Here is a 24,498-nt window from a genome sequence, read left to right as displayed (position 1 = left end):
ACTGGTATGAAAAGATGCTTTTTTTCTTTGTTCGTTTTGCTGGCTTCCTGCGTGCAGCCCAAAAACTCTATTGAACTTCATTTTGAAAAAGACCTCATCCCTGAGGGTATTGCTGTGGACCCGGTTTCACAAAAAGTGTACCTGAACAGTTTAAAAAGTGCCAAGATTGTTCGATGCAATTTAGATGGTAGCAATGCCGAGGATTTTCTGTCAAGTCATGAACACGGATACCTCTCCGGATTTGGGATGACCATACAGGGGAATACGCTTTATGCTTTGGGGAATGGTTTGTCAAAGGAAAACAATAAATCCGTCTTGCTGTTGTTGCATACAATTTCGGGAGAACTCATCAAATCGTACCCGTTAGACAATGGGAGTTTTGTCTTCTTGAATGATCTTGCTGTAGATTCAAAAGGGAACATTTATATCACGGATTCGGAAAGCACTGACATTTACACCATCAACAAAACTACGGACGAACTGGAGGTCTTTTTTTCCAACGAAGCAGTGAAACACTCCAATGGCATCGCCATTTCCAGTGATGACAGGTATCTGTACCTGGCTTCGTACACCAGTGGTATCCGGATTTTGGATATTGCCAGCAAAAAGTTACTCAACCAACCCAATACTTTTAAGGGTGTTGATGGGATGAAGTTTTATCGGAACAAGCTCATTGCCATTGTCAATGCAAAACGTGATCCTTCCCATAATGGGGTCTTTCAGTTTGGCTTGAATGAAGCGGGTACCGAAATTCTATCGGAAACTAAAATAGTAACATTTGAACACCCCTCGGACATCCCTACTACTTTCGCCATCCATAAAAATTACATGTATTTTGTAGCAGACTCCCAGTTGGATAATTTTAACCAAGAGAACACTACCATCATTGATCCAACCCAATTGGAGAATTACCGCTTGGCAAAAAAGAAATTAGACTTCTAATATCGGAACTTCAAACAAACTGGTGCTGGTAACTCAATTTCGTCTACATAAGCAAGGGTTCCAGTTTCTTCATTTCTTTTAAACACCACAATATTGTTGGTCTTTTCATTAGCCACCAACAAAAACTTTCCTGTGGGATCTAAAGTGAAATTTCTAGGCCAATCTCCACGAACAGGTTCCCTTCCCACCAACGTCAATTTTCCGGAAATAGAGTCAACGGTAAAAATTACAATAGTGTCCTCCCCTCTGTTGGAGCCATATAAAAATTTGCCATCGGGGGACAAATGAATATCGGCACAGTAGCTCTTGTCTTTAAAATCTGAGTCCAAGGTATTTATAGTCTGAATAGTGTTGAAGTTTCCTTTACTATCTTTTTGAAATACAACTATGGTGTTTTCCTGTTCATTGATCACATATAGCATCTTTCCATTTTGTCCGAACGTAAAATGGCGTGGGCCTGCATTATCAGAAAGTGGCAGCGAAGTTTGTTCTAAAGGAACATATTCACCTTCCTTTAATTCATATCGTTTAATGGCGTCCAATCCAAAATCGACCACAAAAAGCTCATTCTTGTTAAACTGTGCCATATGGGCGTGGGCCGTTTTGGTGGTATCTAAAATTTTGTGGTCTATAATTTGGGGTGTGCCCATAATCGACCCATCATTTTTTAAACTGAAAAGGGCCACGTTGCCTCCACCGTGATTGGAAACTGCCAAATGCCCATCACCAGAAAGAGATACATGGCAAGGACCTGCCCCTTGTGTAGCCATACTATTTTGTAGTTCCAAAATTCCTTCATTAAGCTTAAAGGCGGTGACTCCTCCGCCCAAACTATCAAAATCTGAAGTTTCTTGAACCGCATAAAGGTTTTGCTTGTCCTTTGAAATGGTCAAGAAGGAAGGATTGGACAGTTTAGCGGCCAATGTCAAGGAGTCCAAACTTCCAGTTTCAGCATTGAATTGAAGCGAATAGATGCCTTCACTGTCTCCATAAGTATAGGTTCCCACAAATAGCGTGTACATTAGTTTTTCTTCTGGTTTTTTTCCGCAGGTAATTCCTAAAACAACCAAAAGGCTAAGCAAAAGCATTTTTTTCAAGAGTTATCTAATTTATGTATTTGACATTAAAAAGTTTAGCTGAGTTGGGTTCTGATTTCCCTGGCCAAATATATTCCAGTTACCACTGTAGAAAGCACATCCGCAATAGGAAACGATATCCACACACCTGTCTCTTCCATAAAATAGGGCAATACCAAAATCAAGGGAATAAAAAAGAAACCTTGTCTGGTCAAGGTTAACAGCAAAGCTGGTATGGCTTTCCCAACTGCTTGAAAATAAGCGGCCCCTATCAACTGTAACGCGATAATGGGTGTGGCAGCAAAGACCAACCGCATGGCAAAAGGGGCATGTTGCAGCACAAAAGCGTTTGTTGCCAGTTCTTTTTGGGAAAGTTCAGGGCGATTGCTCAAAAACAGTGAAGCTATCTCCCCCGGAAATACCATCAGAACCACAAACACAATAGTCGCTACCAAAGCGGCATATTTTATGGCCGTATAGATGGATTCCTTGACCCTATCATATTTTTCGGCCCCAAAATTAAATCCGGCAATGGGCAAGAATCCTTGGGTAACCCCAAAAACCGGGAACAGGGCAAACATCAACATTCTACCGATAATGGCATACACGGCCACCATGGCCTCTCCGCCCAAATTGAAGAGGATGTTGTTCATCAACAGATAGGTGATGCTGGTAACGGCCTGTCGGGCCAAGGTCACAAAACCGAGCGATCCTATTTCCTTCAAGATGGGCAAATCGAGCCCAAAATGGGGCAGGCTTATTTTTAACTCGGAGTTTTTGGAAAGAAAGAAATACAAAATATACCCGAAGCACAGCAAATATCCTATGGTGGTAGCCCAAGCGGCTCCGTGCATCCCCCAATCAAACACATAAATGAAAATGTAATCCATCAAGAGGTTCCCCACTGAGGGTATGATCATGGCGATCATGGCAAATTTTGGTTTTCCCTCGGCCCTGATCACTGTGTTGCCCATCATACAAAGGGCCAAAAACGGCACTCCGTACAGAATGATGGTATAGTAAATTTTGGCAGGATCAAAGATGGCCCCCTTTCCTCCAAAGGCTGGGATGAGGCTATCTACGTAGTAGAGTCCCAAAGCTACCATAGAAATGGTAACGATCAAGGTCAATGTTATTTGGTTGCCAAAGGTCTTAAGGGCCTTTTCCCTATTGTTGGCCCCCAGTGCCCTTGATATGATACTGGACCCCCCAATACCGATGGCCATTCCCAAGGCAGCAATAAAAAACGAAACGGGAAGCACCACATTAATGGCGGCAATGGCGATGGAGCCAATCCAATTTCCCACGAAAATGGAATCCACCAGGACGTTCAAGGACATCACCAAGATACCAATGGAAGCGGGTAAGGCCTGTTTGATGAGCAATTTTCCAATGGGTTCTACCCCAAGTTCTTCAGAGGTTACTTTGGCCATGCCAATGCTTGTGCTTTGAGAGTGAAATCTGTATGCAGTCTGGTATCTCCAAAACTACAATACGTTTGTCAAATTTACTTTGCTACTTTTTAGTTTTTTGATTTTCCTACTGAACCCTGATTTCGGGAAGCACACCCTTTTCTTGCCATTCCTTGATCCATGTTGCCATTAAACCGGCCCAATCGTCCCTATCGTTCAAACAGGCAATATGGATATAGTCTTCTCCCCCGGCTTCCTGAAATTGGTGTTTGCCTTCCATGGCAATTTCCTCCAAGGTCTCCAAACAATCGCTTACAAATGCCGGAGTGATCACCGCCAATCGTTTTTTGCCGTCTTGGGCCAATCGTTCAAATTCCTTATCTGTGAAAGGTTGTAGCCAAGGATCGCTGCCCAATCTGGATTGAAAGGATGAACTTATTTTTGTTTCGTCCAATCCCAATGCTTCCTTGACCAGTTCCGTAGTGTCCAAACACTGATGCTTGTAGCATGTATGATGCGCCACTGAGTTGGTTTTGCAGCATTGTCCGTCTATTTTGCAATGAAATTTGGTTGGATCCGATTTTTTGATGTGCCGCTCCGGAATCCCATGATATGAAAACAAGATATGGTCGTATTCAAAATCCTTTAATCCTTCAGCAATACTTTTTGATAGCACTTTCACATAATCCGGATTGCTGTAAAAAGCGGGCAAGGTGGTCAAGTGCATCTCGGGGAAATGTTCTTGTTGTACTTCCATGGTCTTTACCACTACCGTCTCATAGGAAGACATGGCATAGTGGGGATACAAAGGCACCAGTAGAATCTCATCAACCCCCTTATCCTTTAATTCTTGAAGGGCATTCTTTATGGTCATGGAGCCATACCGCATTCCCAAGGCAATGGGAAGATTGCTCTGTTGACGCACTTTTTCAGTGAATCGTTCTGAGATAACAATGAGTGGAGAACCTTCATCCCACCAGATTTTGGAATAGGCTTCCGCAGAACGTTTGGGACGGGTATTCAAAATAATTCCGCGTACAATGATGTTCCTGAGAATGGGGTTCACGTCTATAACACGCTCATCCATTAAAAATTCATCTAAATACGGCTTTACGTCTTTGGGGGTGGGGCTATCGGGCGAGCCCAAATTGACCAATAAAACTCCTTTTGGCACAGTTTTTTGTTTTAGGTTCCAAAAATACAACTTGGTGTCGACTTTGCATTTTCCGATTCAAAATACTTTCTTATGGGGAAATAATGAAATTCAATCCAAAAACCGAGGGTGCTATTCGCTACTGTATACTTTTCTCCCCTATTTTTGTTGATATGGACTCATTTTTCGAGAACGTTTCAAAAGAATCACTGATATATCTTGGGCTTGCCCTTTTGGGCTTGATCTTTCTGTATTGGGTGACTTCAATTTTATTGAAGCGTTTGGGCAAGAATCCTAAATACCTCCTTCCTTCTGGTTCTTTCAGGAAGTTGGCAGTGCCTCTGGTACTGATTTTTCTATCGATTCTCGTAAGGATGAATGCCTTGCGCGATGTGTTGAATCTGGAAGATGCCGGTTATTGGTTTAGAAAATCCAGCACCTTGTTGTTCATACTTGCCATGACCTGGCTGATCATTGCTCTTTTAAAGATTGTAAAACAGGTCATCCTTAGAAACTATGATGTGGGTGAAACGGATAATTTAAAGGCCCGAAAAATCTATACCCAATTTACGATCTTGGAGCGTATTGTTATTTTCATTGTTATTGTTCTGGCTACGGGTCTTGCCCTTATGAGCTTTCAAGAAATTCGGGAAGTGGGCATCAGTATTTTTGCATCTGCCGGGGTAGCGGGTATCATTATTGGGTTTTCGGCCCAAAAATTTATTGGAACCATCTTGGCAGGCATCCAAATTGCCATTGCCCAGCCCATAAAGTTGGATGATGTGGTCATTGTGGAAGGGGAATGGGGCCGTATTGAGGAGATTACCCTCACCTATGTGGTCGTTCGGATTTGGGACAAACGGCGGTTGATTGTTCCCACACTCTACTTTATAGATAAACCTTTCCAAAACTGGACCAAGACCTCAGCCGATATTTTGGGGGCCGTTTTTTTGTATGTGGATTACACGATCCCTTTTGATAAACTTCGGGAGGAATTGACCCGGATTTTACAAAATACAGCCTTGTGGGATGGGGAGGTCAATGTACTACAGGTTACGGATTCCAAACCCAATTATGTGGAGGTACGGGCCTTGATGAGCGCCAAGGACTCCTCCACCGCTTGGGACCTAAGGGTGCATGTTCGTGAAAAATTGATTATGTACCTCCAGGAAAATTATCCGGAAAGTATTGCTAGGACCCGGGTGCTGTTGCAACAACCTGATACCAATAAAAATGAATCATAGAATAGCATTTCTACTTTTGCTTTTTGGTGTGATGGCCCATGGTCAGCAGATCACTTGTTCCCCCAAGGACCGGTCTCTTTTTGAATCCAAAATTACCGAGCTCCAACAAATCAAAGCTTCTAATTTAGGGGATACCCTTGTTATGGTGGGTACATCTTTTATGGGAACACCTTATGTGGAAAAAACCCTTGAAGTTGGCAATACCGAAACCTTGGTGATCAATTTTGGTGGCCTGGATTGCACCACTTTTGTTGAAAATGTACTGGCATTTGGTGCCATGCTCAAGGAAGAACAGCATTCTTTTGATGCGTTTACGGGAAATTTGGAGACCATTCGGTATAGAAATGGCATTTTAAATGGCTATCCTTCTCGTTTACATTATTTTACGGAGTGGGTTCGAAATAATCAGAAGAAGGGTTTGGTAGAGGATATTACCTCGGAACTGGGCGGTGTGCCACTGAACAAAACCATCAATTTTATGGGCACGCACCGAAATCTGTACCCTTTTTTAGCGGATGATCAAAATTTTGAGGCCATGCTTCAAGTGGAAAAGGAATTGGCCAAAGAAGAACTCTGTTATTTACCCCAAGATCAAATTGAAAACAAAGAACACCTTATCCAAAATGGTGATATCATTGCTTTGGCAACTTCCATAAAAGGATTGGATGTGACCCACACCGGTATCGCCATCCATCAACCTGATGGAAAATTGCATCTATTGCATGCCTCCAGTAAAAATGGACAAGTGGAAATCTCCAAATTGCCTTTGGCAGATTACCTAAAAAATATTAAAAGTAATATTGGAATCATTGTGGCGCGGCCCACATTACTCCCGCTTTAGGCACCATTCAATGGCTCCCAAGAGGTGTTGCCTGAAATTGGGTTCATCATACGATTCTTCGGTATGGCCCCCTCCTGTGTAAAAAGACCTGCCTCCATCAAACTCGTGATACCAGGCAATAGGGTGGTTAGCTCCATTGGTGCCTCCTTCATAACTACTTTCATCCAAATTCATAAGCACCGTTACATTTGGGTTTAAATCCTTGAAGTTGTACCATTCGTCATTACGGGACCAAACGTCGGGAAGATGTGAAGTTGAAGGGTGGGACTTATCCACCACTTTGACCTTTGCACTCCGAACATTGGGGTTATTGGGATGGTCCACAAAATATCCGCCTACCAACTTACCATACCATGGCCAGTTGTACTCCGTGTCCGATGCAGCGTGGATACCCAAATAGCTCCCTCCCTCTTTAATATAATTTTCAAAAGCTTTTTGTTGACTATCATTCAGCACATCTAAAGTGGTATTTAGAAAAACAACCAATCTGTAATTCTTGAGGTTTTGAGCACTAAAATCTTCTGAAGACTCGGTCTGCAATGCCACAAATCCATTTTGTCGGCCCAATTGCCTAAGGGTCTGGACACCTTTTTCAATGGCTTGGTGACGATAGCCTGCCGTTTTGGTAAAAACCATGACCAGTTCCGGCATTTTTATACTATCGGTTTCTTTGGAATTGGGTGTGTCTTGTCCAAAAGTTGTGACCACAAAACATATTGCCAAAAAGGACGAAAAAAGAAATCTCATTGTCGTTGTATTTATGTGTTTGAAGTTAAATATTTTTTTGGCGTGGTGCCGTATTTCTTTTTAAAAGAAGTGATAAAATGACTGGCCGTACTATATCCCACTTTTAACCCAACCTCGTTCACATTGTGTTTTCCGGTTTCCAGCATTTTGCGGGCATATTCCATTTTGTAATCGAACAAAAAGCCGTAGACCGAATCGCCATAGATTTGTTTGAAGCCCTCTTTCAACTTTTTTAGGCTCAATCCTATTTCAGTGGACAGTTCGGCCAAGGTTGGCGGCTCGGCCATTCGGGAAATCATGATTTCCTTGGCCATTTTTATACGGCGCACATTATCCTCATCGGCCAAAAAAGGACACTGTTCCAAATCGGCCTCCTCTGTTTTGTTGAAATACAGGGAAATGAGTTCATACACCTTCCCCTTTATGTAGAGTTTTTTAATGGATGGGTGCAGGTTATAATTCATCAACTGACTCAATACCACCGCAATGGCAGGTGACACCACTTCTTGGGAATAGTATTTTTTTTCTTGGTTCTCGCCACTTAAAAATGGAATGTAATCGGCCTCATTGGAAAACAGGGAATGGAACTTGCGAATGGTCATGACCACCGAAAGCAACCATGAATTTGGAGAAACCGTCAGGTTGAGCGGTAAATCTTTTCGGGTATTATAAAGCAACAATGAGTTTTCCTCGGTCACTTCCAATTGGTAATGTCCTTCATTGAAGTTGAACAGGGATTTACCCTTCAAACAAAAATGAAACTGGATAAAGGAGCTGTCAATATCACGCTCAATCATTTGAAAATCCTTTGTATCGTTCTGAATCTTAAGGATATAAAATCCATCTTCCACCAAAATTTCATCATAGGAACCTTTGGCGATATTTTCAACGGCAATGTTTGATTTCATTCCACACAATTTTCAATTTAGAATCGCTCTAAATTAGATTTATGAACATCAAATTTACCAATAAAAATAATGTTTTTCGCCATTTTGCGTAGAATTTGGGGCGAAAAATGTTTTGTTGATTATTTATAGTTCCGCTAGCGTTATTTTTTGACAAATAAGCCTGCTATTTTTGTGCTGCGATTTATATCCTTTATGAGGAACTACCACATTTCAAAACATAATTCCTTCTATGCCGTTGGGTTGAGTTACAAGAAGGCGGATGCAGAGGTTAGAGGAAAGTTCAGTCTGGATGTTCCTGCCATTGACCATATTTTGGGCAAGGCAAAGGAAATTGGAATTGATGGCCTACTGGCCATTTCCACCTGCAACCGAACCGAGCTTTACGGTTTTGCACAGCACCCTTACCAACTTATCAAGTTACTTTGTGACGAGACCCATGGAACTGTTGAAGAATTTCAGGAAGTGGCCTACGTGTACAAAAACCACGATGCCATTTCGCATATGTTCAAAGTGGGAACGGGTCTCGATAGCCAGATTTTGGGCGATTTCGAAATCATCAGTCAAATAAAGCAAGGTTTTTATCGCTCCAAAAAACAAGAAATGGCCAATCCGTTCCTAGAGCGCTTGTGCAATGCTGTGATTCAGGCCAGCAAGCGCATCAAAAACGAAACGGAACTTTCATCGGGAGCTACTTCGGTAGCATTTGCATCGGTAAAATATATTTTGGACAATGTGGACGACATTTCCAGCAAGAACATACTCTTGTTCGGAACAGGAAAAATTGGAAGAAACACCTGCGAGAATTTAGTGAAGCATTCCAACAACTCCCACATTACCTTGATTAACCGAACTCGTGAAAAAGCGGAAGACATTGCAGGCAAATTTCAATTGACCGTGAAGGATTATGGCGATCTACAAACCGAAATCCGCAAAACCGATATTCTTGTCGTGGCTACGGGAGCACAATTGCCCACTGTTTCCAAAGCGTTGATTTATCCCAAAAAACCATTATTGGTCTTGGATTTATCCGTCCCCAAAAATGTATCCGATGATGTGAAGGAATTGGACAATGTAACTTTGGTGCATTTAGACCAACTATCACAGATTACGGATGAGAACTTGGCCAAAAGAAAGGAATATGTTCCTAAAGCGGAAGCTATCATAGAAAAAGTAAAAAAGGATTTCCTGAAATGGTTGGAAACCCGCAAGTTTGCTCCAGTAATCAATGCACTCAAGGACAAACTGAACACGATGAAAACCGAGGAAATCGATTTTCAGACCAAAAAAATTGAAGGTTTTGACCAACTTCAGGCAGAAATCATCTCAGACCGGATCATTCAAAAAATTACCAAACAGTTTGCCAACCACTTAAAGAGCAACGAGGTGGACACGGATGATAGTCTGGAACTGATCCAGAAAGTATTTCAGCTAGAACTTCACTCCAAATGAGCAAAATCATCCGCATTGGCACCCGCGACAGCGAACTCGCGCTGTGGCAAGCAACCACCGTGCAACAAAAGCTGGAAGCACTTGGGTACGACACCATTTTGGTGCCAACCAAATCTTTGGGAGACCAAGTATTGGACAAGCCTTTGTATGAGCTCGGGGTAACGGGTATCTTTACCAAAACTTTGGATGTAGCTTTACTTAAAGGAGACATTGACATTGCGGTACACTCTATGAAAGATGTGCCCACCCAACTGCCCAAAGGAATTGTTCAAGTGGCGGTTTTGGAGCGTGCTGAAACCCATGATGTTTTGGTGCACAAAGGTTCCCGTTTTTTGGAGACTGACCAGCCAGCCACAATCGCAACAGGTAGCTTGCGGCGAAAAGCTCAATGGTTGAACAAATATCCCAACCACAAAGTCGTTGATCTCAGGGGAAATGTCAACACCAGGCTCCTAAAACTCATTGAAAACGATTGGCAGGGTGCCATTTTTGCTCAGGCAGGGTTGGAGCGTATTAAGCTTTTGCCAAAAGATGCAGTTCAATTGGACTGGATGATTCCAGCACCAGCCCAAGGAGCTATGTTGGTCGTGGCCAAGGAAGAGGACGATTTCACCAAAGAAGCATTGGGCAAACTCAACCATCCCGAAACTGAAATCAGCACTACTATTGAGCGTGAATTTCTACGCACCTTGGAAGGCGGCTGTACCGCTCCAATAGGCGCTTTGGCCCAATTAAATGATGGAACTCTTCATTTTGAAGGGGTTGTTTTCTCGTTGGATGGAAAACAGAAAATCGACATCAAAAAAGAAGTGAAATTGTCCGATGCCAAAGGCATTGGGAAAACTTCTGCCGAAGAGGTTTTGCAAAAAGGAGGCGATAAATTGATGCAGGAAATCAGAAATGAAAACAGTGCTCTCCACTAAAATACTGACCCCTTCACAAAAGGAGCTTTTTCTAAATTCCGGTTTGGGATTGGTGGAGTACGATGCCCTAAAAATTGAATTTCTGAATGTAAAAATTCCTTTGGACTGCGTCAACTACATTTTCACGAGCAAAAATGCGGTAAAGGCCTTTTTAAATCAAACAAAAGACTTAAATAAAACTAAATTCAACGCTTTTTGTGTTGGTGAAAAGACAAAGTCTATCTTGGTAGAAAATGGGCTAAAAGTTGTAGCAATGGCCGAATATGCATCAGAATTGGCCAAAAACATTGTAAAACGAAATCAAAACGAGACATTTGTATTCCTTTGTGGAAACAAGAGGAGAGATGAACTTCCCGATGTGCTCACAAAACATAACGTTCAGTATAAAGAGGTGGAGGTGTATCATACCCATCTAAATCCAAAGGCATTTCAAAGGGATTTTGATGGCATTCTGTTCTTTAGTCCCAGTGGGATCCGAAGCTATCTCTCAGAAAACTCATTAGGGAACAGTACCTTGTTCTGTATTGGGGAAACCACAGCAGCAGAAGCCCAAAAGCACTCAAACCATATCATTATAGCCAACAAACCAACCGTGGAAAATGTGTTGGTACAGGCGATAAAAGAACTGTCATTCCGCACGGATGCTGAGCGCCCGCCTGCCGGACGGGCAGGAAGTCGAAGCACGATGCGGAATCCAAAAAAACCTTAAAAAGATTCCTGATGGAGTTTATACTGAGTTAAACGAAGTACAGGAATGACAAATTAAAATTTATGATAAAAAACAACTTGTTCCTAAAAGCTTTAAAAGGTGAAACCGTTGAACGTCCACCCGTGTGGATGATGCGACAGGCAGGACGCTATTTGCCCGAGTTTATGGAACTCCGTAAAAAATACGATTTCTTTACCCGTTGTCAGACTCCAGAACTGGCTTCCGAAATCACAGTACAGCCCATTCGCCGATACGGCATGGATGCAGCGATTTTGTTCAGTGACATTTTGGTGATTCCGCAGGCCATGGACATCGAGGTGCAGATGAAGCCCAATTTTGGGCCTTATTTGCCCAACCCTATCCGCTCCCAAGCCGATTTGGACAAGGTGATTGTTCCCGATATTCAGGACACGCTGGGTTATGTGATGGATGCGATAACCATGACCAAGGAAAAATTAGATGATGAAGTTCCCTTGATTGGGTTTGCAGGTTCTCCGTGGACCATTCTTTGCTATTGCGTGGAAGGTCAGGGTAGCAAAAGTTTTGACAAAGCCAGGGGATTTTGTTTTACCCAGCCCGAAGCTGCGCATGAATTGCTTCAAAAAATAACGGACACCACCATCGCCTACCTTAAAGCAAAGGTCAAAGCTGGTGTAAATGCTGTTCAGGTTTTTGATTCTTGGGGCGGAATGCTTTCACCACAGGACTACCAAGAATTTTCTTGGAAATATATGCAGCAGATTGTGGATGCCTTAAAGGATGAAGCGCCCGTAATCGTATTTGGAAAAGGATGCTGGTTCGCTTTAAAAGAAATGGCAAACTCTGGAGCTTCGGCCGTTGGAGTTGATTGGACCTGTTCCCCTCAAAATGCAAGATATTTAACCGGAGGAAATGTGACCCTTCAAGGTAATTTTGATCCTGCCCGCTTGCTTTCACCACCAGAAAAAATCAAGGAAATGGTCACCCAAATGATTCGTGATTTTGGCAAGGACAAGTACATCGTAAACTTGGGTCACGGTATTTTGCCACATATTCCTGTAGAGAATGCAAAGGCATTTATTGATACCGTAAAAGAATACAAGGAGTGAACCTTTTTGCAATACTAAAACGGGTTGATTTTAAAAATATACTGAAAGTTCTAGGTATTGGACTAAGCCGTCCCCATTTTATTTGGCCAACCCTAAAAGCTACCAAGGATTGCATAGCCATCTCCACCAAAAACTACGGCAAGCTCCATCATAAAAATGGCCCTGCCAATGCGTTTAGACACGCTTTTTGGAATTATCTGATTGCAAAACGGTGTTTTAAATGGCAAGAAAATGAGGAAGTCGTATTAGCTTGGGCCAAAAAGGTGACAGATTGGCACGAGGCTTCATTTCCCAATAATAAATTGCCCGAAGCAATGGATTTGCACAATAACGAAGTGGGACGTTTCATTTTTGAGCAAAACAGAGAGAAATCAGAACAAAAGGTCATCGCGTTAATAAAGCAAATGACTTTGGAATCCACCAAAATTGATGAAAATTCAACCCTTTCTGACCATAAAAACCGAATGGTACATATTTTAGAAAAATGAAGGATAAGTTTTACACATACATTCAAAAACTACAGGATAGCATCACTTCAAAACTGGAAGAACTGGATGGCATCGCTACGTTTCAGCAAGACCTTTGGGAACGCGAAGAAGGCGGTGGCGGTACAACCCGAGTCATTGAAAACGGAGCTGTTTTTGAAAAAGGGGGCGTAAACATTTCCAAAGTGCACGGCCCCTTGCCAAAAAGTATGCAAAACTATTTTGGAGTGGATGATGTGGATTTCTTTGCCTGCGGCCTCAGTTTGGTGATTCACCCCAAAAGTCCGATGGTGCCCACCGTGCATGCCAACTGGCGCTATTTTGAGATGTACGACAAGGAGGGTAACATCGTGGACCAATGGTTTGGTGGCGGACAGGACCTCACCCCCTACTATTTGTTCGAGGAAGATGCAGCCCATTTTCATGCGGTTTGCAAAAAAGCCTGCGATGCCCACAACCCAGAATTTTATCGGGACTACAAAAAGAAATGCGACAACTATTTTTGGAACTCACACCGAAACGAAGCCCGTGGAGTTGGTGGATTGTTCTTCGATTATTGCAAAGCAACCGAAGAAACAAGCATGGAGGACTGGTACAATTTTGTGACGGAGGTCGGGGACAGTTTTTTGGAGGCCTACACTCCTATTGTTGAAAAAAGAAAAGACCTACCCTACGCTAAAGAACAACGCGATTGGCAAGAAATTAGACGGGGACGTTATGTGGAGTTCAATCTAGTGCACGACAAAGGCACCCTTTTTGGCCTGAAAACCAATGGCCGCATCGAAAGTATTTTGATGAGCTTACCGCCCCACGTCCAATGGCGATATGACCATCATCCCCAAAAAGGAAGTGAGGAAGAGCAATTGATAGAAGTACTGCAAAACCCAAAAGATTGGGTTTAATGTGTAGTTTTGCCTTGAAACCAAGCCTATGAGACAGAAAATTTACCAAATAGATGCATTTACCAGCCAGATTTTTGGCGGAAATCCCGCTGCGGTCTGCATTTTGGATTCATGGTTGAGCCCAGAATTGATGCAAAAAATTGCCCAAGAGAACAATTTGGCCGAGACCGCCTTTGCCGTCAAAAAAGATGACCAGTACGAATTGCGATGGTTCACGCCAGAAGTGGAGGTCGACCTCTGTGGACACGCAACTTTGGCCACGGCCTATGTATTGTTCCATTTTTATGACCTTAAAAAAGATACCATTCAGTTTTATTCGCCCCGAAGCGGAGAGCTTATTGTTAGCAAGGCAGATAATGGCTGGTTGACTATGGACTTTCCGACAGACAATCTGATAGCCATTCAAAATATGGAAGCATTGGACAATGCCATTGGACAAAGCCCGATTAAAACCCTGAAGGGCAAAACGGATTACATGATGGTCTATCAATCCCAAAAGGAAATTGAAGCCCTTGAACCCAACCACCATCTGTTGGCGCAATTGGATGTTCGGGGGGTTATCGTAACCGCTCCGGGGGACGAGGTGGATTTTGTATCCCGCTTTTTTGCTCCCGCTTGTGGCATTCCCGAAGACCCCGTTACAGGTTCGGCGCACACTTCACTTAGCCCCTATTGGTCAGACGTTTTGGGCAAATCCAAAATGACCGCCAAACAGCTTTCCAAAAGAGGTGGTGATTTGGTCTGCGAATACTTGGGTGAGCGAGTGAAGATTTCAGGAAAAGCCGCACTTTATTTAACTGGTGAAATCGATATTTGATTTCAGATTAAAACTATCAACTATGTATCCACTCATACGAAACAGAAGACTCCGCGCATCCGAATCCGTTAGAAGATTGGTTCGGGAAACCACCTTGACCCCAGATGATTTTTTAGTGCCTCTTTTTGTAGTGGAAGGCAAAGGAGTGAAAGAAGAGATTGCTTCAATGCCCAACTATTTTAGGTTGAGTTTGGACAATCTTGAAAAAGAAGTAAAGGAACTCTGGAAAATGGGACTTTGTTCCGTGCTTCTTTTTGTGAAGGTTGATGATAAGCTCAAAGATAATAAAGGAACTGAAGCCCTAAACCCGAACGGTCTGATGCAACGTGCCATAAAAACGGTGAAAAACGCCTGCCCACAAATGTTGGTGATGACCGATGTCGCGTTAGATCCTTTTTCGTCCTACGGACATGATGGTATTGTGGCCGAAGGGCAAATCCTGAATGATGAAACCGCTGAGGTTCTGGCAGAAATGAGCGTATCCCACGCCAAGGCAGGAGCCGACTTTGTGGCCCCCAGCGATATGATGGACGGTAGAGTTTTAACCATCCGCGAAGCGTTGGAGGACGAAGGCTTCACCAATACGGGTATTATGGCCTATTCCGCTAAATATGCAAGCGCCTTTTATGGCCCCTTCCGCGATGCTCTGGACTCTGCACCTGTTGATATTGCCAATGTGCCCAAAGACAAAAAAACCTATCAAATGGATTATGCCAATCGGTATGAAGCTATCAAAGAAACCCAAATGGACATTGACGAAGGTGCCGACATCGTGATGGTTAAACCCGGTTTGTGCTATTTGGATATTGTTCGGGAAATCAAAAATGAAGTAGAAGTTCCCGTTGCCGTATATCAAGTTTCAGGGGAATATGCCATGGTAAAAGCCGCCGCCGAGAAAGGCTGGTTAGACCATGATGCTGTGGTATTGGAGCAATTGACGGCTATAAAACGTGCCGGGGCAGATATTATCGCTTCGTATTTTGCTAAAGAGGCCGTAAAATTGCTATGATGTTTCTTCGGTGTTTCTATTTAATGCGCTCTTTTGGTAGCTTGGTTTTTTCCGGTTTCTTACAAAAGTGTTTGTGATTTGAGCAATTTTTGAAAGAAAATCCTTTAAAAGTTAATTTTTAGCTCTTTATCCATATTATTCTCATTTCTTTTGAGGTTAATTATCTTTACTCGGAGTCTAACTTTTGCACTTACTGAACAACCTACTAAACATGCTTAAAAATTACCTTGCCTTTCTATTGTGTCTTGTTGGCGTTTACATACAAGCCCAATCTGAATTCATTACCACTTGGAAAACCGATAATCCGGGAACATCGGAAGATAATCAAATTACAATTCCCACTTACCCGGGCGAGACATACGATTATACGGTGGATTGGGGCGATGGCACATCGGACACCAATGTAACTGGAGATATTACCCATACGTATGCCTCGTCTGGAACGTATCAAATTTCTGTTACGGGAAGTTTCCCCAGAATATTTTTCAATGAAACCGGAGACAAGGATAAACTTTTGAATATCAAACAATGGGGAAATATCCAATGGAGCTCTATGCAATCGGCATTTGCTGGATGCTCTAACTTATCGGTTGCAGCTAATGACGCTCCCAACCTTTCAAATGTTACCAGTCTTAGAAGAATGTTCTACTACTGTTATTACTCTATTGATTCTGCTGGGAACAGAGAGTTCGGCAGCTTCAATGGTGTTGAAAATTTTAATTCTTGGGATGTAAGCACCATCACAGATATGTCTGGTATGTTTGATAAATCAGCCTTTAACCAAGATATTTCCTCTTGGGATGTTAACCTGGTCGAAGATATGTCCTATATGTTTTATAGTAGCCGTTTTAATATGGATATCAGCACTTGGAATGTCGGCAATGTGACAAATATGTCAGGTCTTTTTGGAAGTAGCTCGTTCAATCAGGATATTTCTAGTTGGGATGTCGGTAATGTGCAGTTCTTTGATTTTATATTCAACAGCACCTATTTTAATCATGATATTACAAATTGGAATGTTGAAAATGCCATTAGCATGCGGCATGCGTTCAGTCAAGGAGATTTTGATCAAGACCTCAGTTCTTGGAATATTTCAAATGTCACTGATTTGTCAAATGCTTTTGATGACTCTGATCTTTCCAGAGAAAATTACGATGCAATTTTAACCGCTTGGGCACAACTTCCTAACTTGAAATTTGGAGTTGTGTTGGGTGCAAATGATGCTGTTTACTGTTCAGCAGAAGCAGAGAGAAATTCTTTGATTACCAATTTTGCTTGGACAATTAATGACCATGGAAGCAATTGCGAAGCTGAACGTGCATTTATTACAACTTGGAAAACGGATAACCCCGGCCCATCCAATGACAACCAAATCACCATCCCTACAAATCCTAGAGAGATCTATGATTATCGGGTAGATTGGGGCGATGGCACATTTGATGAAGGGGTTACCGAAGACATAACGCACACCTATGCAGCACCTGGCGAATATGTGGTATCAATAACTGGGAAGTTTCCCAGAATTTATTTTAACGGTTCTCAATTGTCCTACGAGGTTCCTCTCAAAAATCCAGATGACTTAAAGATTATTTCTATTGACCAGTGGGGAACCAACCGATGGAAATCCATGTCTTACGCATTTGCTGGTTGTGAAAACTTAGACGTGAAAGCGACTGACATTCCCGATTTTTCAAGGGGAGTTAGCTTGAACGCAATGTTTTTGGGCTGCACTACACTAGTGGGAAATGAATCCATTTCAAATTGGGCCATTGAAGATTCTTCTACAACTAATATGTTTAAAGATGCCGTTAATTTTAATATCCCGATTGGTAATTGGGATGTGTCAAATGTTAGATACATGTTTGGCATGTTTGAAAACGCATCATCCTTTAACCAAGATTTGAGCCAGTGGAATGTTGCGAACGTAGAAGTAATGAATAACCTATTCAATGGTTCTGGACTTTCCAATAAAAATTACAATACCATATTGATTGGATGGAGCCAATTACCCTCTTTGCAAAATGGGGTCCAATTAGATGCTCCAAATAATTATTACTGCAATGCTAAAGAAGAACGCCAATCCATTATTGATTCTTATGGATGGACCATAAACGATGCCGGTGAAAATAGTGAATGCCAATTTATTACCACCTGGAAAACGGACAATCCCGGAACATCAGGAGACAATCAAATTACAATCCCCACTTTTCCGTTTGAGACCTACGATTATACGGTGGATTGGGGCGATGGCACATCGGATACGAATGTAACAGGGGATATCACCCATACGTATGCCGTGGCCGGCACCTACCAAGTGGCAATTTCCGGAGAATTTCCAGCAATTCTCTTTCAAGGAAATCAAGACTCCAATCTTAAAATTACCCAGGTAAATCAATGGGGAGATATTAAATGGAGGAATTTTAGTTCTGCCTTTTCAGGTTGTCGGGAATTGGATGTCGTTGCAACTGACATACCAAATTTGGAAAATGTGATCAGTACGCAAGGGATGTTTCTTAACTGCTCAAGCTTGTTGGGAATCGAAAGTTTTGCTCTTTGGGATGTCTCAACCATTATCGATGGATCATCCATGTTCTTGGGTTGCTCTTTGTTCAATCAAAACATCGGTGGGTGGGATGTTTCAAACATGGTTTATATGGACTATTTTTTCTTCCAAGCAGAGTCATTTAACCAACACATAGGTAATTGGGATGTTAGTAATGCTGAGAGAATATTTTACATGTTTAGCTTTGCCTATTCTTTTAACCAAGACATAAGCCAATGGCGTTTTCCAAAAGTGACCAACCTTTCGGGAATGTTTCAAGCTGCTACCTCCTTTAATCAGGATATTTCGAGCTGGGATGTCTCAAATATTGAAAATTTCACGGCAATGTTTAATAGCGCAGCAAGTTTTGACCAACCCATTGGAATCTGGGACATGTCCAATGCAGTCGAACTAAACCTGATGTTCGTAGAAGCAAATTCATTCACTTCTGACATTACTAATTGGGATGTGAGCAACGTACTAAATATGGGAAGCTTATTTTTGAACAACACTTCCTTTAATCAAGATTTAGGCAGTTGGGATACCTCAAGTGTAACCAGTATGGCGGGCATGTTTGAAGGAGCGGTGGCCTTTGATGGAGATATTTCTAGTTGGGACGTTAGCAATGTTGAGAATATGAGCTTGATGTTTGAAAACTCTGGAATATCCTTAGAAAATTATGATAAAACATTAGCGGCTTGGGCTAATCTCCCTTCCTTACAAACCAATGTCATCTTTGATGCTGGTGACAGTCAATATTGTGAATCGGAAGAAGCGCGCCAATCTATTATTGACTCGTATGGATGGACGATTAACGATTCAGGAAAAGTGCCCTTGTGCAATGAAGATAATGACGAGGACGGTGTTCTTGATCATTTGGATACCTGCCTTGACACCCAACCCGGAGCCGTGGTCAATGCCAATGGCTGCGAAATGATTCCCAATACGGCCATTAAAGTGTATGCTACAACGCCAAGCTGTATCGACAGTGAAGATGGCTCCATTGAAATAACTATGGAAACCGAGGGACATTTGCTTGATATCGCCCTAGAGGGCGAAAGCTATTCCAATCAATTTATGGATGTTCCCTCCGGAACTCCATTTAAGGTTAACAATTTACCTGTGGGTTCCTATTCCATTTCCATTTCCATTCCAGAAGTTCTATTCGACCAAAAGTATGTGTCTACCATTAATTCTCTGGAATCGGTCACTGGTAAAAGAGCTATGCTCGACTCCAAAACAGCAACGGTTACATACACTGTTGCAGGCAGCAGAAATTACCAGGTTTTGATTAACGATGAGAAGAAGAATTTCTCCTTTGCGGATTCTGGCCAACAAATAATTTTGCTTGACCATATTCCATCTGGCCCAATAGCGATATCCATTTTTGGTGAGAGCGATTGCCAAGGAATAATTTCAGATAGTTTTTATCTCGGTGGTTCCATTGAAGTTTTCCCTACAATCACCTCTTCAACCATTAACATTTATTCAAACGCCGCTACTAAAGCACAACTTTTTGATTTTACAGGAAGAATGATCAAAGAAAAGCGCTTAGATGGGCAAGAAAATACTTTGGACTTATCAACGATGAGGTCCGGACTGTATGTTTTAAAACTTTTTATGGAAAGAGAGCAGCGAACCCTAAAAATCATTAAAAGATGATAAGAGCAAAATTCTTCACAATCACCTCCATTCTAATGATCTTCTTGTTTCTCTCTTGCAGTTCATCGGGGGATGAAACTCCACCTCCTTCTCCTCCGGAAAATTTAACCCCACCGGAAAAAACCATTGGGGTTTTGCCAGAAAATGGTGAACCCTGTGCCGATTACACAGTGGTGGAAAATGACAATTCCAAAGTCTTGGTTGCATTTAAATGGAACGCAGCGCAAAATGCCGAAAACTACAATCTTGTCATTTTGGAAGGTTCTAATGAGGTGTTTTCAAGTACCTTCAATATCCTTGAAACCGAAGTACAATTGAATCGGGGCAAAACCTATTCTTGGTTTTTAACTTCCATAAATGAAGATGGTGAAACCAAAGGCGATACTTATTCTTTTACCAGCCCAGGAACGCCCTTGGGCAATTACGCCCCATATGCCGCTGAAATAACCGTGACTTTCAATACTCAGATGCTGGTTTCTTGGGCGGGTAACGATGAAGATGGAGATGTTTTGACTTATGATGTTACCGTAAAAAAGAATGAACTGGTTCTTATGCAAGAAACGGATTATGGTGATACATCCATCAATCCCATAGACTTTGAAGCTGGATCCTCTTACGATATTGAGATCATATCAATAGACCCACATGGTAGTGCATCCATTTCAACTAGTGTAGTTACTGCTCCTGACTGAAAAATTTGAATCAATATCAGTGAGAGTTATTTTGCCAAGGATTTTATCCGAACTTTGGGCTAAACCCCGACCAAAATGAAAAGATTTGCGGCTTCGTTGCTCTTCATCACTTTAGTGATGCCTCTTGGGTTTGCCCAACGCGAACTCATCCACGCCTTTCCCTCCAAATTAGGATTCGATGAGGCCTTCATCAAACAAAAAGTGGATTCCATAATGCAAATGGGCATCGATAGTTTGGCATTCCCGGGCGCCCAACTCTTGGTCGCCAAGAACGATACCGTAATTTTTCACAAAGCCTACGGATTCCATACCTATGATAGTCTGCGACCTGTAGCCTTGAACGACCTCTACGATTTAGCTTCCGTTACTAAAATCACGGGGCCCTTACCTGCCCTGATGAAGTTGGTGGACGAGGGCAAACTCGATTTGGACAAGCCTTTTAGCAACTATTGGAAGCCTTGGAGACACCGAAAAGACAAGAAAGACCTTACGCTTCGGGAGATTTTGGCACATCAGGCTGGTTTGGTGCCCTATATTGTGTTTTTGCAGAAGGTGCTTCGAAAAAATGGAAAGGTCAAAAGGCGCTTTGTTCGGAATTCATCCCATAAAAGATTTCAAGGACAAGTGTATGATGGGCTCTACATCAACAATCGGTTCAAGCGAAAAATGAATCGTATCATCAATCGGTCTAAAGTTACTGATGAGAAGAAATACGTGTATTCCGGGCTTACCTTTCTTATTTTTCCAAGTTTGATAGCGCAACTCGCAGGAACCGACTATCAAACCTATTTGGATGAAAATTTCTATCGTCCTTTGGGTTGTCATACCTTTGGATATCTGCCCAAAGAAAATAACTACGTGAACGCCATTGTGCCCACCGAAGTGGATTCGATTTTCCGAAAATCCTTGGTAAAAGGTTGGGTACACGACGAAAATGCATCGCTCAAAGGTGGCGTTTCTGGCAACGCAGGATTATTCGGCACAGCAGATGACTTGACCAAATTGATGCTCCTTTATCAAAATTATGGTAAGGTGGGTGGCCAAGATCTCATTTCAGCTGAAACGGTAAAGGAATTCACCAAAGTACAATATCCCGAAAATGAAAATCGCCGGGGGTTGGGCTTCGACAAACCTTTGCTCAATAACGCAGAACTTCCTTTGGAAGAAGCATACCCCTCCCCTTTGGCAAGCCCCAAAAGTTTTGGCCACTCCGGTTTTACGGGAACCTTTGTCTGGGCCGACCCTGAAAACAAGCTCACGTTTATTTTTCTATCCAACCGGGTTTACCCGTCTCGGGATCATAGACAACTGTATGATTTAAATATCCGAACGGCACTTCAGGATGTTTTCTATAAAGCTGGGGGATTAAGCATTCAAAATTAATTCCTATTCCCTATCTTGGTACTAAAGATTCTACCATTTTATGGGACTACTTATATTTTATGCCCTTATATCCATTTTCTTCTCGTTCTTGTGCTCCATCTTGGAGGCCGTGCTGTTGAGCATCACACCCACTTTTATCAATGTAAAAAAGCAAGAAGGAAAAGAGTATGCAACCTCCCTGGAAAAGCTTAAAAAGGATGTAGACAAGCCGCTCATTGCCATCCTCACCCTAAACACCATTGCGCATACCGTTGGTGCCATTTTGGTAGGAGTTCAGGCAAAAGTGGCCTATGCGGAAATATATGGCTCCACAGAGCGAAGCTTTTTTGGGGTGGCCTTTACCGAAGATCTTATGGTCGGAATTGTCTCTACCCTGATGACCATATTGATTTTGGTCGCCTCAGAAATCATTCCAAAGACCATAGGGGCCACTTTCTGGAAGCAATTGGCCAACTTTACCAGTAAAGCGCTGAACATAATGGTATTTGTGCTAAAATGGACCGGATTGTTATGGTTGTTGCAGCTTTTTACCAAATTGGTGGGGGCAAAAGCTGAACATGGCAGTGTGTTGAATAGGGAGGATTTTAGTGCTATGACCGAAATTGCCCATGAAGAAGGTGTGTTCAAGGAATCGGAGTCCAAAATGATCAAAAACCTGCTTTATTTTGATGAAATCCTGGCACGTGATGTAATGACCCCGAGAACTGTAATGAAGGTTGCATCCGAAGACACTACCATAAAGAAATTTTTTGAAAAAAACAGACCCTTGCGTTTTTCAAGAATTCCGTTGTACAAAGATCGGATGGATAACATTACGGGCTTCTTTTTAAAGGATGAGTTGTTGGAGGCTATCATCAACAAAAAGGGCAATGAAAACCTATCTACGATCAGAAGGGAAATACTGGTAACAAATCGTAGTAAGTCCATTAATGACCTTTTTAAAAAATTTGTGCAGAAAAGAGAGCACATTTCTTTGGTCGTGGACGAGTATGGTTCGGTAAGTGGATTGGTTACTATGGAAGATGTCATCGAAACCCTCCTCGGATTGGAAATTATGGACGAAAGCGATAATGTGGAAAACCTACAAACACTCGCCAGAAAAAACTGGGAAGCTCGCGCAAAGCGATTGGGAATCATTGAAGGTGAAGATGAGCTAGAATAATGGAAACTACTTATTTACAAACACCTATAGGTTTGGCAGAGTTTAGGGGCGATGAAAATGGGCTTGTCTCTGTATCTGTTTTGGACATGAACAAACCTATTGGTATAATTCCTGAAGTGCTGGAAGATGCCGTATACCAATTCCGGGAGTATTTTGAGGGTACCCGTCAGCAATTCGACCTAAAACTCAACCCCTCCGGAACCGATTTTCAGAAAAAAGTTTGGAACGCCCTTCTTGAAATCCCATTTGGAAAAACCATTTCTTATTTGGAACTTTCCAAGCAACTCGGTGATGTAAAAGCCATTCGTGCAGTAGCCTCGGCCAATGGCAAAAATCCACTTTGGATTGTGGTTCCCTGTCACCGCGTTATCGGAACCAACGGAGACCTCACAGGATATGCAGGTGGACTGCATAGAAAAAAATGGTTATTGGAACACGAGAGCCCTGCAAAGCAGACGACTCTTTTTTAATTGGCTACCATGCTTTATAAACTTAACCTGGAACATATCCTTTTTTTGGATATCGAGACCGTACCCCAACAGCAACATTTCTCCAATCTGGGTGAAACCGCCCAGCTCTTATGGGAGCAAAAAACGCAATACCAGCGTAAAGATGAACACACTCCTGAGGAGTTTTACGACCGTGCGGGGATTTGGGCCGAATTTGGAAAAATCGTGTGTATTTCCGTGGGGTATTTTACCCACAAAGGCGATGTAAGAAGTTTTAGGGTCACTTCCTTTTATGGTGAGGAAATCCAAATCCTGAAACAATTCAAACAATTGCTTAAAGACCATTTCAGCCAGACCAAACACCTTTTGTGTGCACACAATGGCAAGGAGTTCGATTTTCCCTACATTGCCCGCCGAATGGTGATCAATGGCATTAACCTACCCTACAAGCTGGACCTTTTCGGCAAAAAACCGTGGGAAGTTCCCCATTTGGACACCATGGAATTATGGAAGTTTGGCGATTACAAACACTATACTTCCTTAAAACTGTTGGCTTATGTGCTCGGCATTCCATCTCCTAAAGATGATATGGATGGCAGTATGGTAAAGGATGTGTTTTATGAAGAAAAGGATATAGACCGAATCATTTCCTATTGCGAGTTGGATGTGGTGACCACGGCCCAGGTCTTTCTTCGATTGAGAAATGAAGTGCTTTTAGCTGATGATGAGATTAGAAAAGTTTGAACTTGCTCTTGATTCTTGACTCTTGGTTTTTTAAAATGGTTCTCGACTGCGCTCGAACTGACAAGGAAATCCATTTGTCGTTCTAAGCGCCTGCCGGACAGGAAGTGAAGAATCTCGTCATGCTGAACTCGATTCAGCATCCCACCCTATGAGACCCTG

Annotated in this window: 22 protein-coding genes; 17 read left to right on the top strand and 5 right to left on the bottom strand. The window is 42.4% G+C overall.

Translation table 11 applies throughout. The features are described 5' to 3' along the window. Positions 1 to 6: 6 nt before the first annotated feature. A complete protein-coding gene (locus tag A7D14_RS03305; protein ID WP_141673205.1) occupies positions 7 to 942 on the top strand; it encodes an SMP-30/gluconolactonase/LRE family protein in 936 nt (311 codons plus the stop codon). On the opposite strand, the gene A7D14_RS03300 is transcribed toward A7D14_RS03305, so the two are convergent. From A7D14_RS03300 to hemH, 3 genes are all read right to left on the bottom strand, one after another. Beyond that, positions 939 to 1,964, bottom strand: a complete 1,026-nt coding sequence (locus A7D14_RS03300) for a lactonase family protein (RefSeq protein ID WP_255307375.1) — start codon at positions 1,962 to 1,964, stop codon at positions 939 to 941. The genes A7D14_RS03305 and A7D14_RS03300 overlap by 4 nt on opposite strands. Before the next feature lie 110 nt (positions 1,965 to 2,074). Beyond that, the gene (locus A7D14_RS03295; protein WP_067029887.1) at positions 2,075 to 3,451 is read right to left on the bottom strand and encodes an MATE family efflux transporter; all 1,377 of its coding nucleotides are present in this window, start codon (positions 3,449 to 3,451) and stop codon (positions 2,075 to 2,077) included. A 106-nt stretch (positions 3,452 to 3,557) separates the two neighbouring features. After that, positions 3,558 to 4,604, bottom strand: a complete 1,047-nt coding sequence (gene hemH, locus A7D14_RS03290) for a ferrochelatase (protein WP_067030224.1) — start codon at positions 4,602 to 4,604, stop codon at positions 3,558 to 3,560. A gap of 152 nt (positions 4,605 to 4,756) precedes the next feature. Here hemH and A7D14_RS03285 point away from each other — a divergent pair, with 152 nt between their 5' ends. Then, positions 4,757 to 5,827: a mechanosensitive ion channel family protein gene (locus A7D14_RS03285; RefSeq protein WP_067030222.1), complete on the top strand. Its 1,071-nt coding sequence runs from the start codon at positions 4,757 to 4,759 to the stop codon at positions 5,825 to 5,827. Continuing rightward, positions 5,817 to 6,668 carry an N-acetylmuramoyl-L-alanine amidase-like domain-containing protein gene (locus A7D14_RS03280; RefSeq protein ID WP_067029886.1) on the top strand — a complete coding sequence of 284 codons (852 nt, stop codon included), beginning with the start codon at positions 5,817 to 5,819 and terminating at the stop codon, positions 6,666 to 6,668. Before A7D14_RS03285 ends, A7D14_RS03280 begins: the two co-directional genes overlap by 11 nt. Here A7D14_RS03280 and A7D14_RS03275 read toward each other — a convergent pair. Next, the gene (locus tag A7D14_RS03275; protein ID WP_067029885.1) at positions 6,654 to 7,415 is read right to left on the bottom strand and encodes a ThuA domain-containing protein; all 762 of its coding nucleotides are present in this window, start codon (positions 7,413 to 7,415) and stop codon (positions 6,654 to 6,656) included. The genes A7D14_RS03280 and A7D14_RS03275 overlap by 15 nt on opposite strands. Before the next feature lie 11 nt (positions 7,416 to 7,426). After that, complete coding sequence (locus A7D14_RS03270; protein ID WP_067029884.1) at positions 7,427 to 8,323, bottom strand: AraC family transcriptional regulator; 897 nt, start codon at positions 8,321 to 8,323, stop codon at positions 7,427 to 7,429. A 192-nt stretch (positions 8,324 to 8,515) separates the two neighbouring features. Here A7D14_RS03270 and hemA point away from each other — a divergent pair, with 192 nt between their 5' ends. The 14 genes from hemA (at position 8,516) to A7D14_RS03200 (ending at position 24,339) form a co-directional block, all read left to right on the top strand. Then, entirely contained in the window at positions 8,516 to 9,772 is a 1,257-nt protein-coding gene (gene hemA, locus A7D14_RS03265; protein WP_067029883.1) for a glutamyl-tRNA reductase, read from the top strand. After that, positions 9,769 to 10,695, top strand: coding sequence for a hydroxymethylbilane synthase (gene hemC / locus A7D14_RS03260; RefSeq protein WP_067029882.1), 927 nt, complete (start codon positions 9,769 to 9,771; stop codon positions 10,693 to 10,695). The genes hemA and hemC overlap by 4 nt, the downstream gene beginning before the upstream one ends. Beyond that, positions 10,673 to 11,404 carry a uroporphyrinogen-III synthase gene (locus A7D14_RS03255; RefSeq protein WP_083157955.1) on the top strand — a complete coding sequence of 244 codons (732 nt, stop codon included), beginning with the start codon at positions 10,673 to 10,675 and terminating at the stop codon, positions 11,402 to 11,404. The genes hemC and A7D14_RS03255 overlap by 23 nt, the downstream gene beginning before the upstream one ends. Positions 11,405 to 11,466: 62 nt before the next feature. Then, the gene (gene hemE / locus A7D14_RS03250; protein WP_067029881.1) at positions 11,467 to 12,492 is read left to right on the top strand and encodes a uroporphyrinogen decarboxylase; all 1,026 of its coding nucleotides are present in this window, start codon (positions 11,467 to 11,469) and stop codon (positions 12,490 to 12,492) included. After that, complete coding sequence (locus A7D14_RS03245; RefSeq protein WP_067029879.1) at positions 12,489 to 12,980, top strand: DUF6973 domain-containing protein; 492 nt, start codon at positions 12,489 to 12,491, stop codon at positions 12,978 to 12,980. The genes hemE and A7D14_RS03245 overlap by 4 nt, the downstream gene beginning before the upstream one ends. After that, on the top strand, positions 12,977 to 13,879 hold the full coding sequence (gene hemF / locus A7D14_RS03240; protein ID WP_067029878.1) for an oxygen-dependent coproporphyrinogen oxidase: 903 nt from the start codon (positions 12,977 to 12,979) through the stop codon (positions 13,877 to 13,879). Before A7D14_RS03245 ends, hemF begins: the two co-directional genes overlap by 4 nt. 28 nt (positions 13,880 to 13,907) lie before the next feature. After that, positions 13,908 to 14,696, top strand: coding sequence for a PhzF family phenazine biosynthesis protein (locus A7D14_RS03235; RefSeq protein WP_067029873.1), 789 nt, complete (start codon positions 13,908 to 13,910; stop codon positions 14,694 to 14,696). A gap of 22 nt (positions 14,697 to 14,718) precedes the next feature. After that, on the top strand, positions 14,719 to 15,705 hold the full coding sequence (gene hemB / locus A7D14_RS03230) for a porphobilinogen synthase (protein WP_067029872.1): 987 nt from the start codon (positions 14,719 to 14,721) through the stop codon (positions 15,703 to 15,705). A gap of 211 nt (positions 15,706 to 15,916) precedes the next feature. Next, positions 15,917 to 19,909, top strand: coding sequence for a BspA family leucine-rich repeat surface protein (locus tag A7D14_RS03225; protein WP_067029871.1), 3,993 nt, complete (start codon positions 15,917 to 15,919; stop codon positions 19,907 to 19,909). Beyond that, the gene (locus A7D14_RS03220) at positions 19,906 to 20,601 is read left to right on the top strand and encodes a hypothetical protein (RefSeq protein ID WP_141673204.1); all 696 of its coding nucleotides are present in this window, start codon (positions 19,906 to 19,908) and stop codon (positions 20,599 to 20,601) included. The genes A7D14_RS03225 and A7D14_RS03220 overlap by 4 nt, the downstream gene beginning before the upstream one ends. Positions 20,602 to 20,676: 75 nt before the next feature. Next, a complete protein-coding gene (locus A7D14_RS03215) occupies positions 20,677 to 21,984 on the top strand; it encodes a serine hydrolase domain-containing protein (RefSeq protein ID WP_067029864.1) in 1,308 nt (435 codons plus the stop codon). 40 nt (positions 21,985 to 22,024) lie between these two features. Further along, positions 22,025 to 23,146, top strand: coding sequence for a CNNM domain-containing protein (locus tag A7D14_RS03210; RefSeq protein WP_067029862.1), 1,122 nt, complete (start codon positions 22,025 to 22,027; stop codon positions 23,144 to 23,146). After that, the gene (locus A7D14_RS03205; protein WP_067029860.1) at positions 23,146 to 23,616 is read left to right on the top strand and encodes a methylated-DNA--[protein]-cysteine S-methyltransferase; all 471 of its coding nucleotides are present in this window, start codon (positions 23,146 to 23,148) and stop codon (positions 23,614 to 23,616) included. The genes A7D14_RS03210 and A7D14_RS03205 overlap by 1 nt, the downstream gene beginning before the upstream one ends. 9 nt (positions 23,617 to 23,625) lie before the next feature. After that, positions 23,626 to 24,339: a 3'-5' exonuclease gene (locus tag A7D14_RS03200; RefSeq protein ID WP_067030219.1), complete on the top strand. Its 714-nt coding sequence runs from the start codon at positions 23,626 to 23,628 to the stop codon at positions 24,337 to 24,339. Positions 24,340 to 24,498 lie beyond the last annotated feature (159 nt).

Source organism: Allomuricauda sp. CP2A (assembly GCF_001683915.1).
GTDB lineage: Bacteria > Bacteroidota > Bacteroidia > Flavobacteriales > Flavobacteriaceae > Flagellimonas.
Note: the sequence above shows the minus strand (reverse complement) of the source record. Positions and strands in the feature narration are given on the sequence as shown.

Coding starts and splice junctions, on each gene's coding strand:
- A7D14_RS03225 (WP_067029871.1), top strand. CDS start 15,917: ATGCTTAAAAATTACCTTGCCTTTCTATTGTGTCTTGTTGGCGTTTAC.
- hemF (WP_067029878.1), top strand. CDS start 12,977: ATGAAGGATAAGTTTTACACATACATTCAAAAACTACAGGATAGCATC.
- A7D14_RS03255 (WP_083157955.1), top strand. CDS start 10,673: ATGAAAACAGTGCTCTCCACTAAAATACTGACCCCTTCACAAAAGGAG.
- A7D14_RS03300 (WP_255307375.1), bottom strand. CDS start 1,964: ATGTACACGCTATTTGTGGGAACCTATACTTATGGAGACAGTGAAGGC.
- A7D14_RS03205 (WP_067029860.1), top strand. CDS start 23,146: ATGGAAACTACTTATTTACAAACACCTATAGGTTTGGCAGAGTTTAGG.
- A7D14_RS03210 (WP_067029862.1), top strand. CDS start 22,025: ATGGGACTACTTATATTTTATGCCCTTATATCCATTTTCTTCTCGTTC.
- A7D14_RS03285 (WP_067030222.1), top strand. CDS start 4,757: ATGGACTCATTTTTCGAGAACGTTTCAAAAGAATCACTGATATATCTT.
- hemE (WP_067029881.1), top strand. CDS start 11,467: ATGATAAAAAACAACTTGTTCCTAAAAGCTTTAAAAGGTGAAACCGTT.
- hemB (WP_067029872.1), top strand. CDS start 14,719: ATGTATCCACTCATACGAAACAGAAGACTCCGCGCATCCGAATCCGTT.
- hemA (WP_067029883.1), top strand. CDS start 8,516: ATGAGGAACTACCACATTTCAAAACATAATTCCTTCTATGCCGTTGGG.
- A7D14_RS03295 (WP_067029887.1), bottom strand. CDS start 3,451: ATGGCCAAAGTAACCTCTGAAGAACTTGGGGTAGAACCCATTGGAAAA.
- A7D14_RS03215 (WP_067029864.1), top strand. CDS start 20,677: ATGAAAAGATTTGCGGCTTCGTTGCTCTTCATCACTTTAGTGATGCCT.
- A7D14_RS03275 (WP_067029885.1), bottom strand. CDS start 7,415: ATGAGATTTCTTTTTTCGTCCTTTTTGGCAATATGTTTTGTGGTCACA.
- A7D14_RS03220 (WP_141673204.1), top strand. CDS start 19,906: ATGATAAGAGCAAAATTCTTCACAATCACCTCCATTCTAATGATCTTC.
- hemC (WP_067029882.1), top strand. CDS start 9,769: ATGAGCAAAATCATCCGCATTGGCACCCGCGACAGCGAACTCGCGCTG.
- A7D14_RS03200 (WP_067030219.1), top strand. CDS start 23,626: ATGCTTTATAAACTTAACCTGGAACATATCCTTTTTTTGGATATCGAG.
- A7D14_RS03270 (WP_067029884.1), bottom strand. CDS start 8,323: ATGAAATCAAACATTGCCGTTGAAAATATCGCCAAAGGTTCCTATGAT.
- A7D14_RS03305 (WP_141673205.1), top strand. CDS start 7: ATGAAAAGATGCTTTTTTTCTTTGTTCGTTTTGCTGGCTTCCTGCGTG.
- A7D14_RS03235 (WP_067029873.1), top strand. CDS start 13,908: ATGAGACAGAAAATTTACCAAATAGATGCATTTACCAGCCAGATTTTT.
- A7D14_RS03280 (WP_067029886.1), top strand. CDS start 5,817: ATGAATCATAGAATAGCATTTCTACTTTTGCTTTTTGGTGTGATGGCC.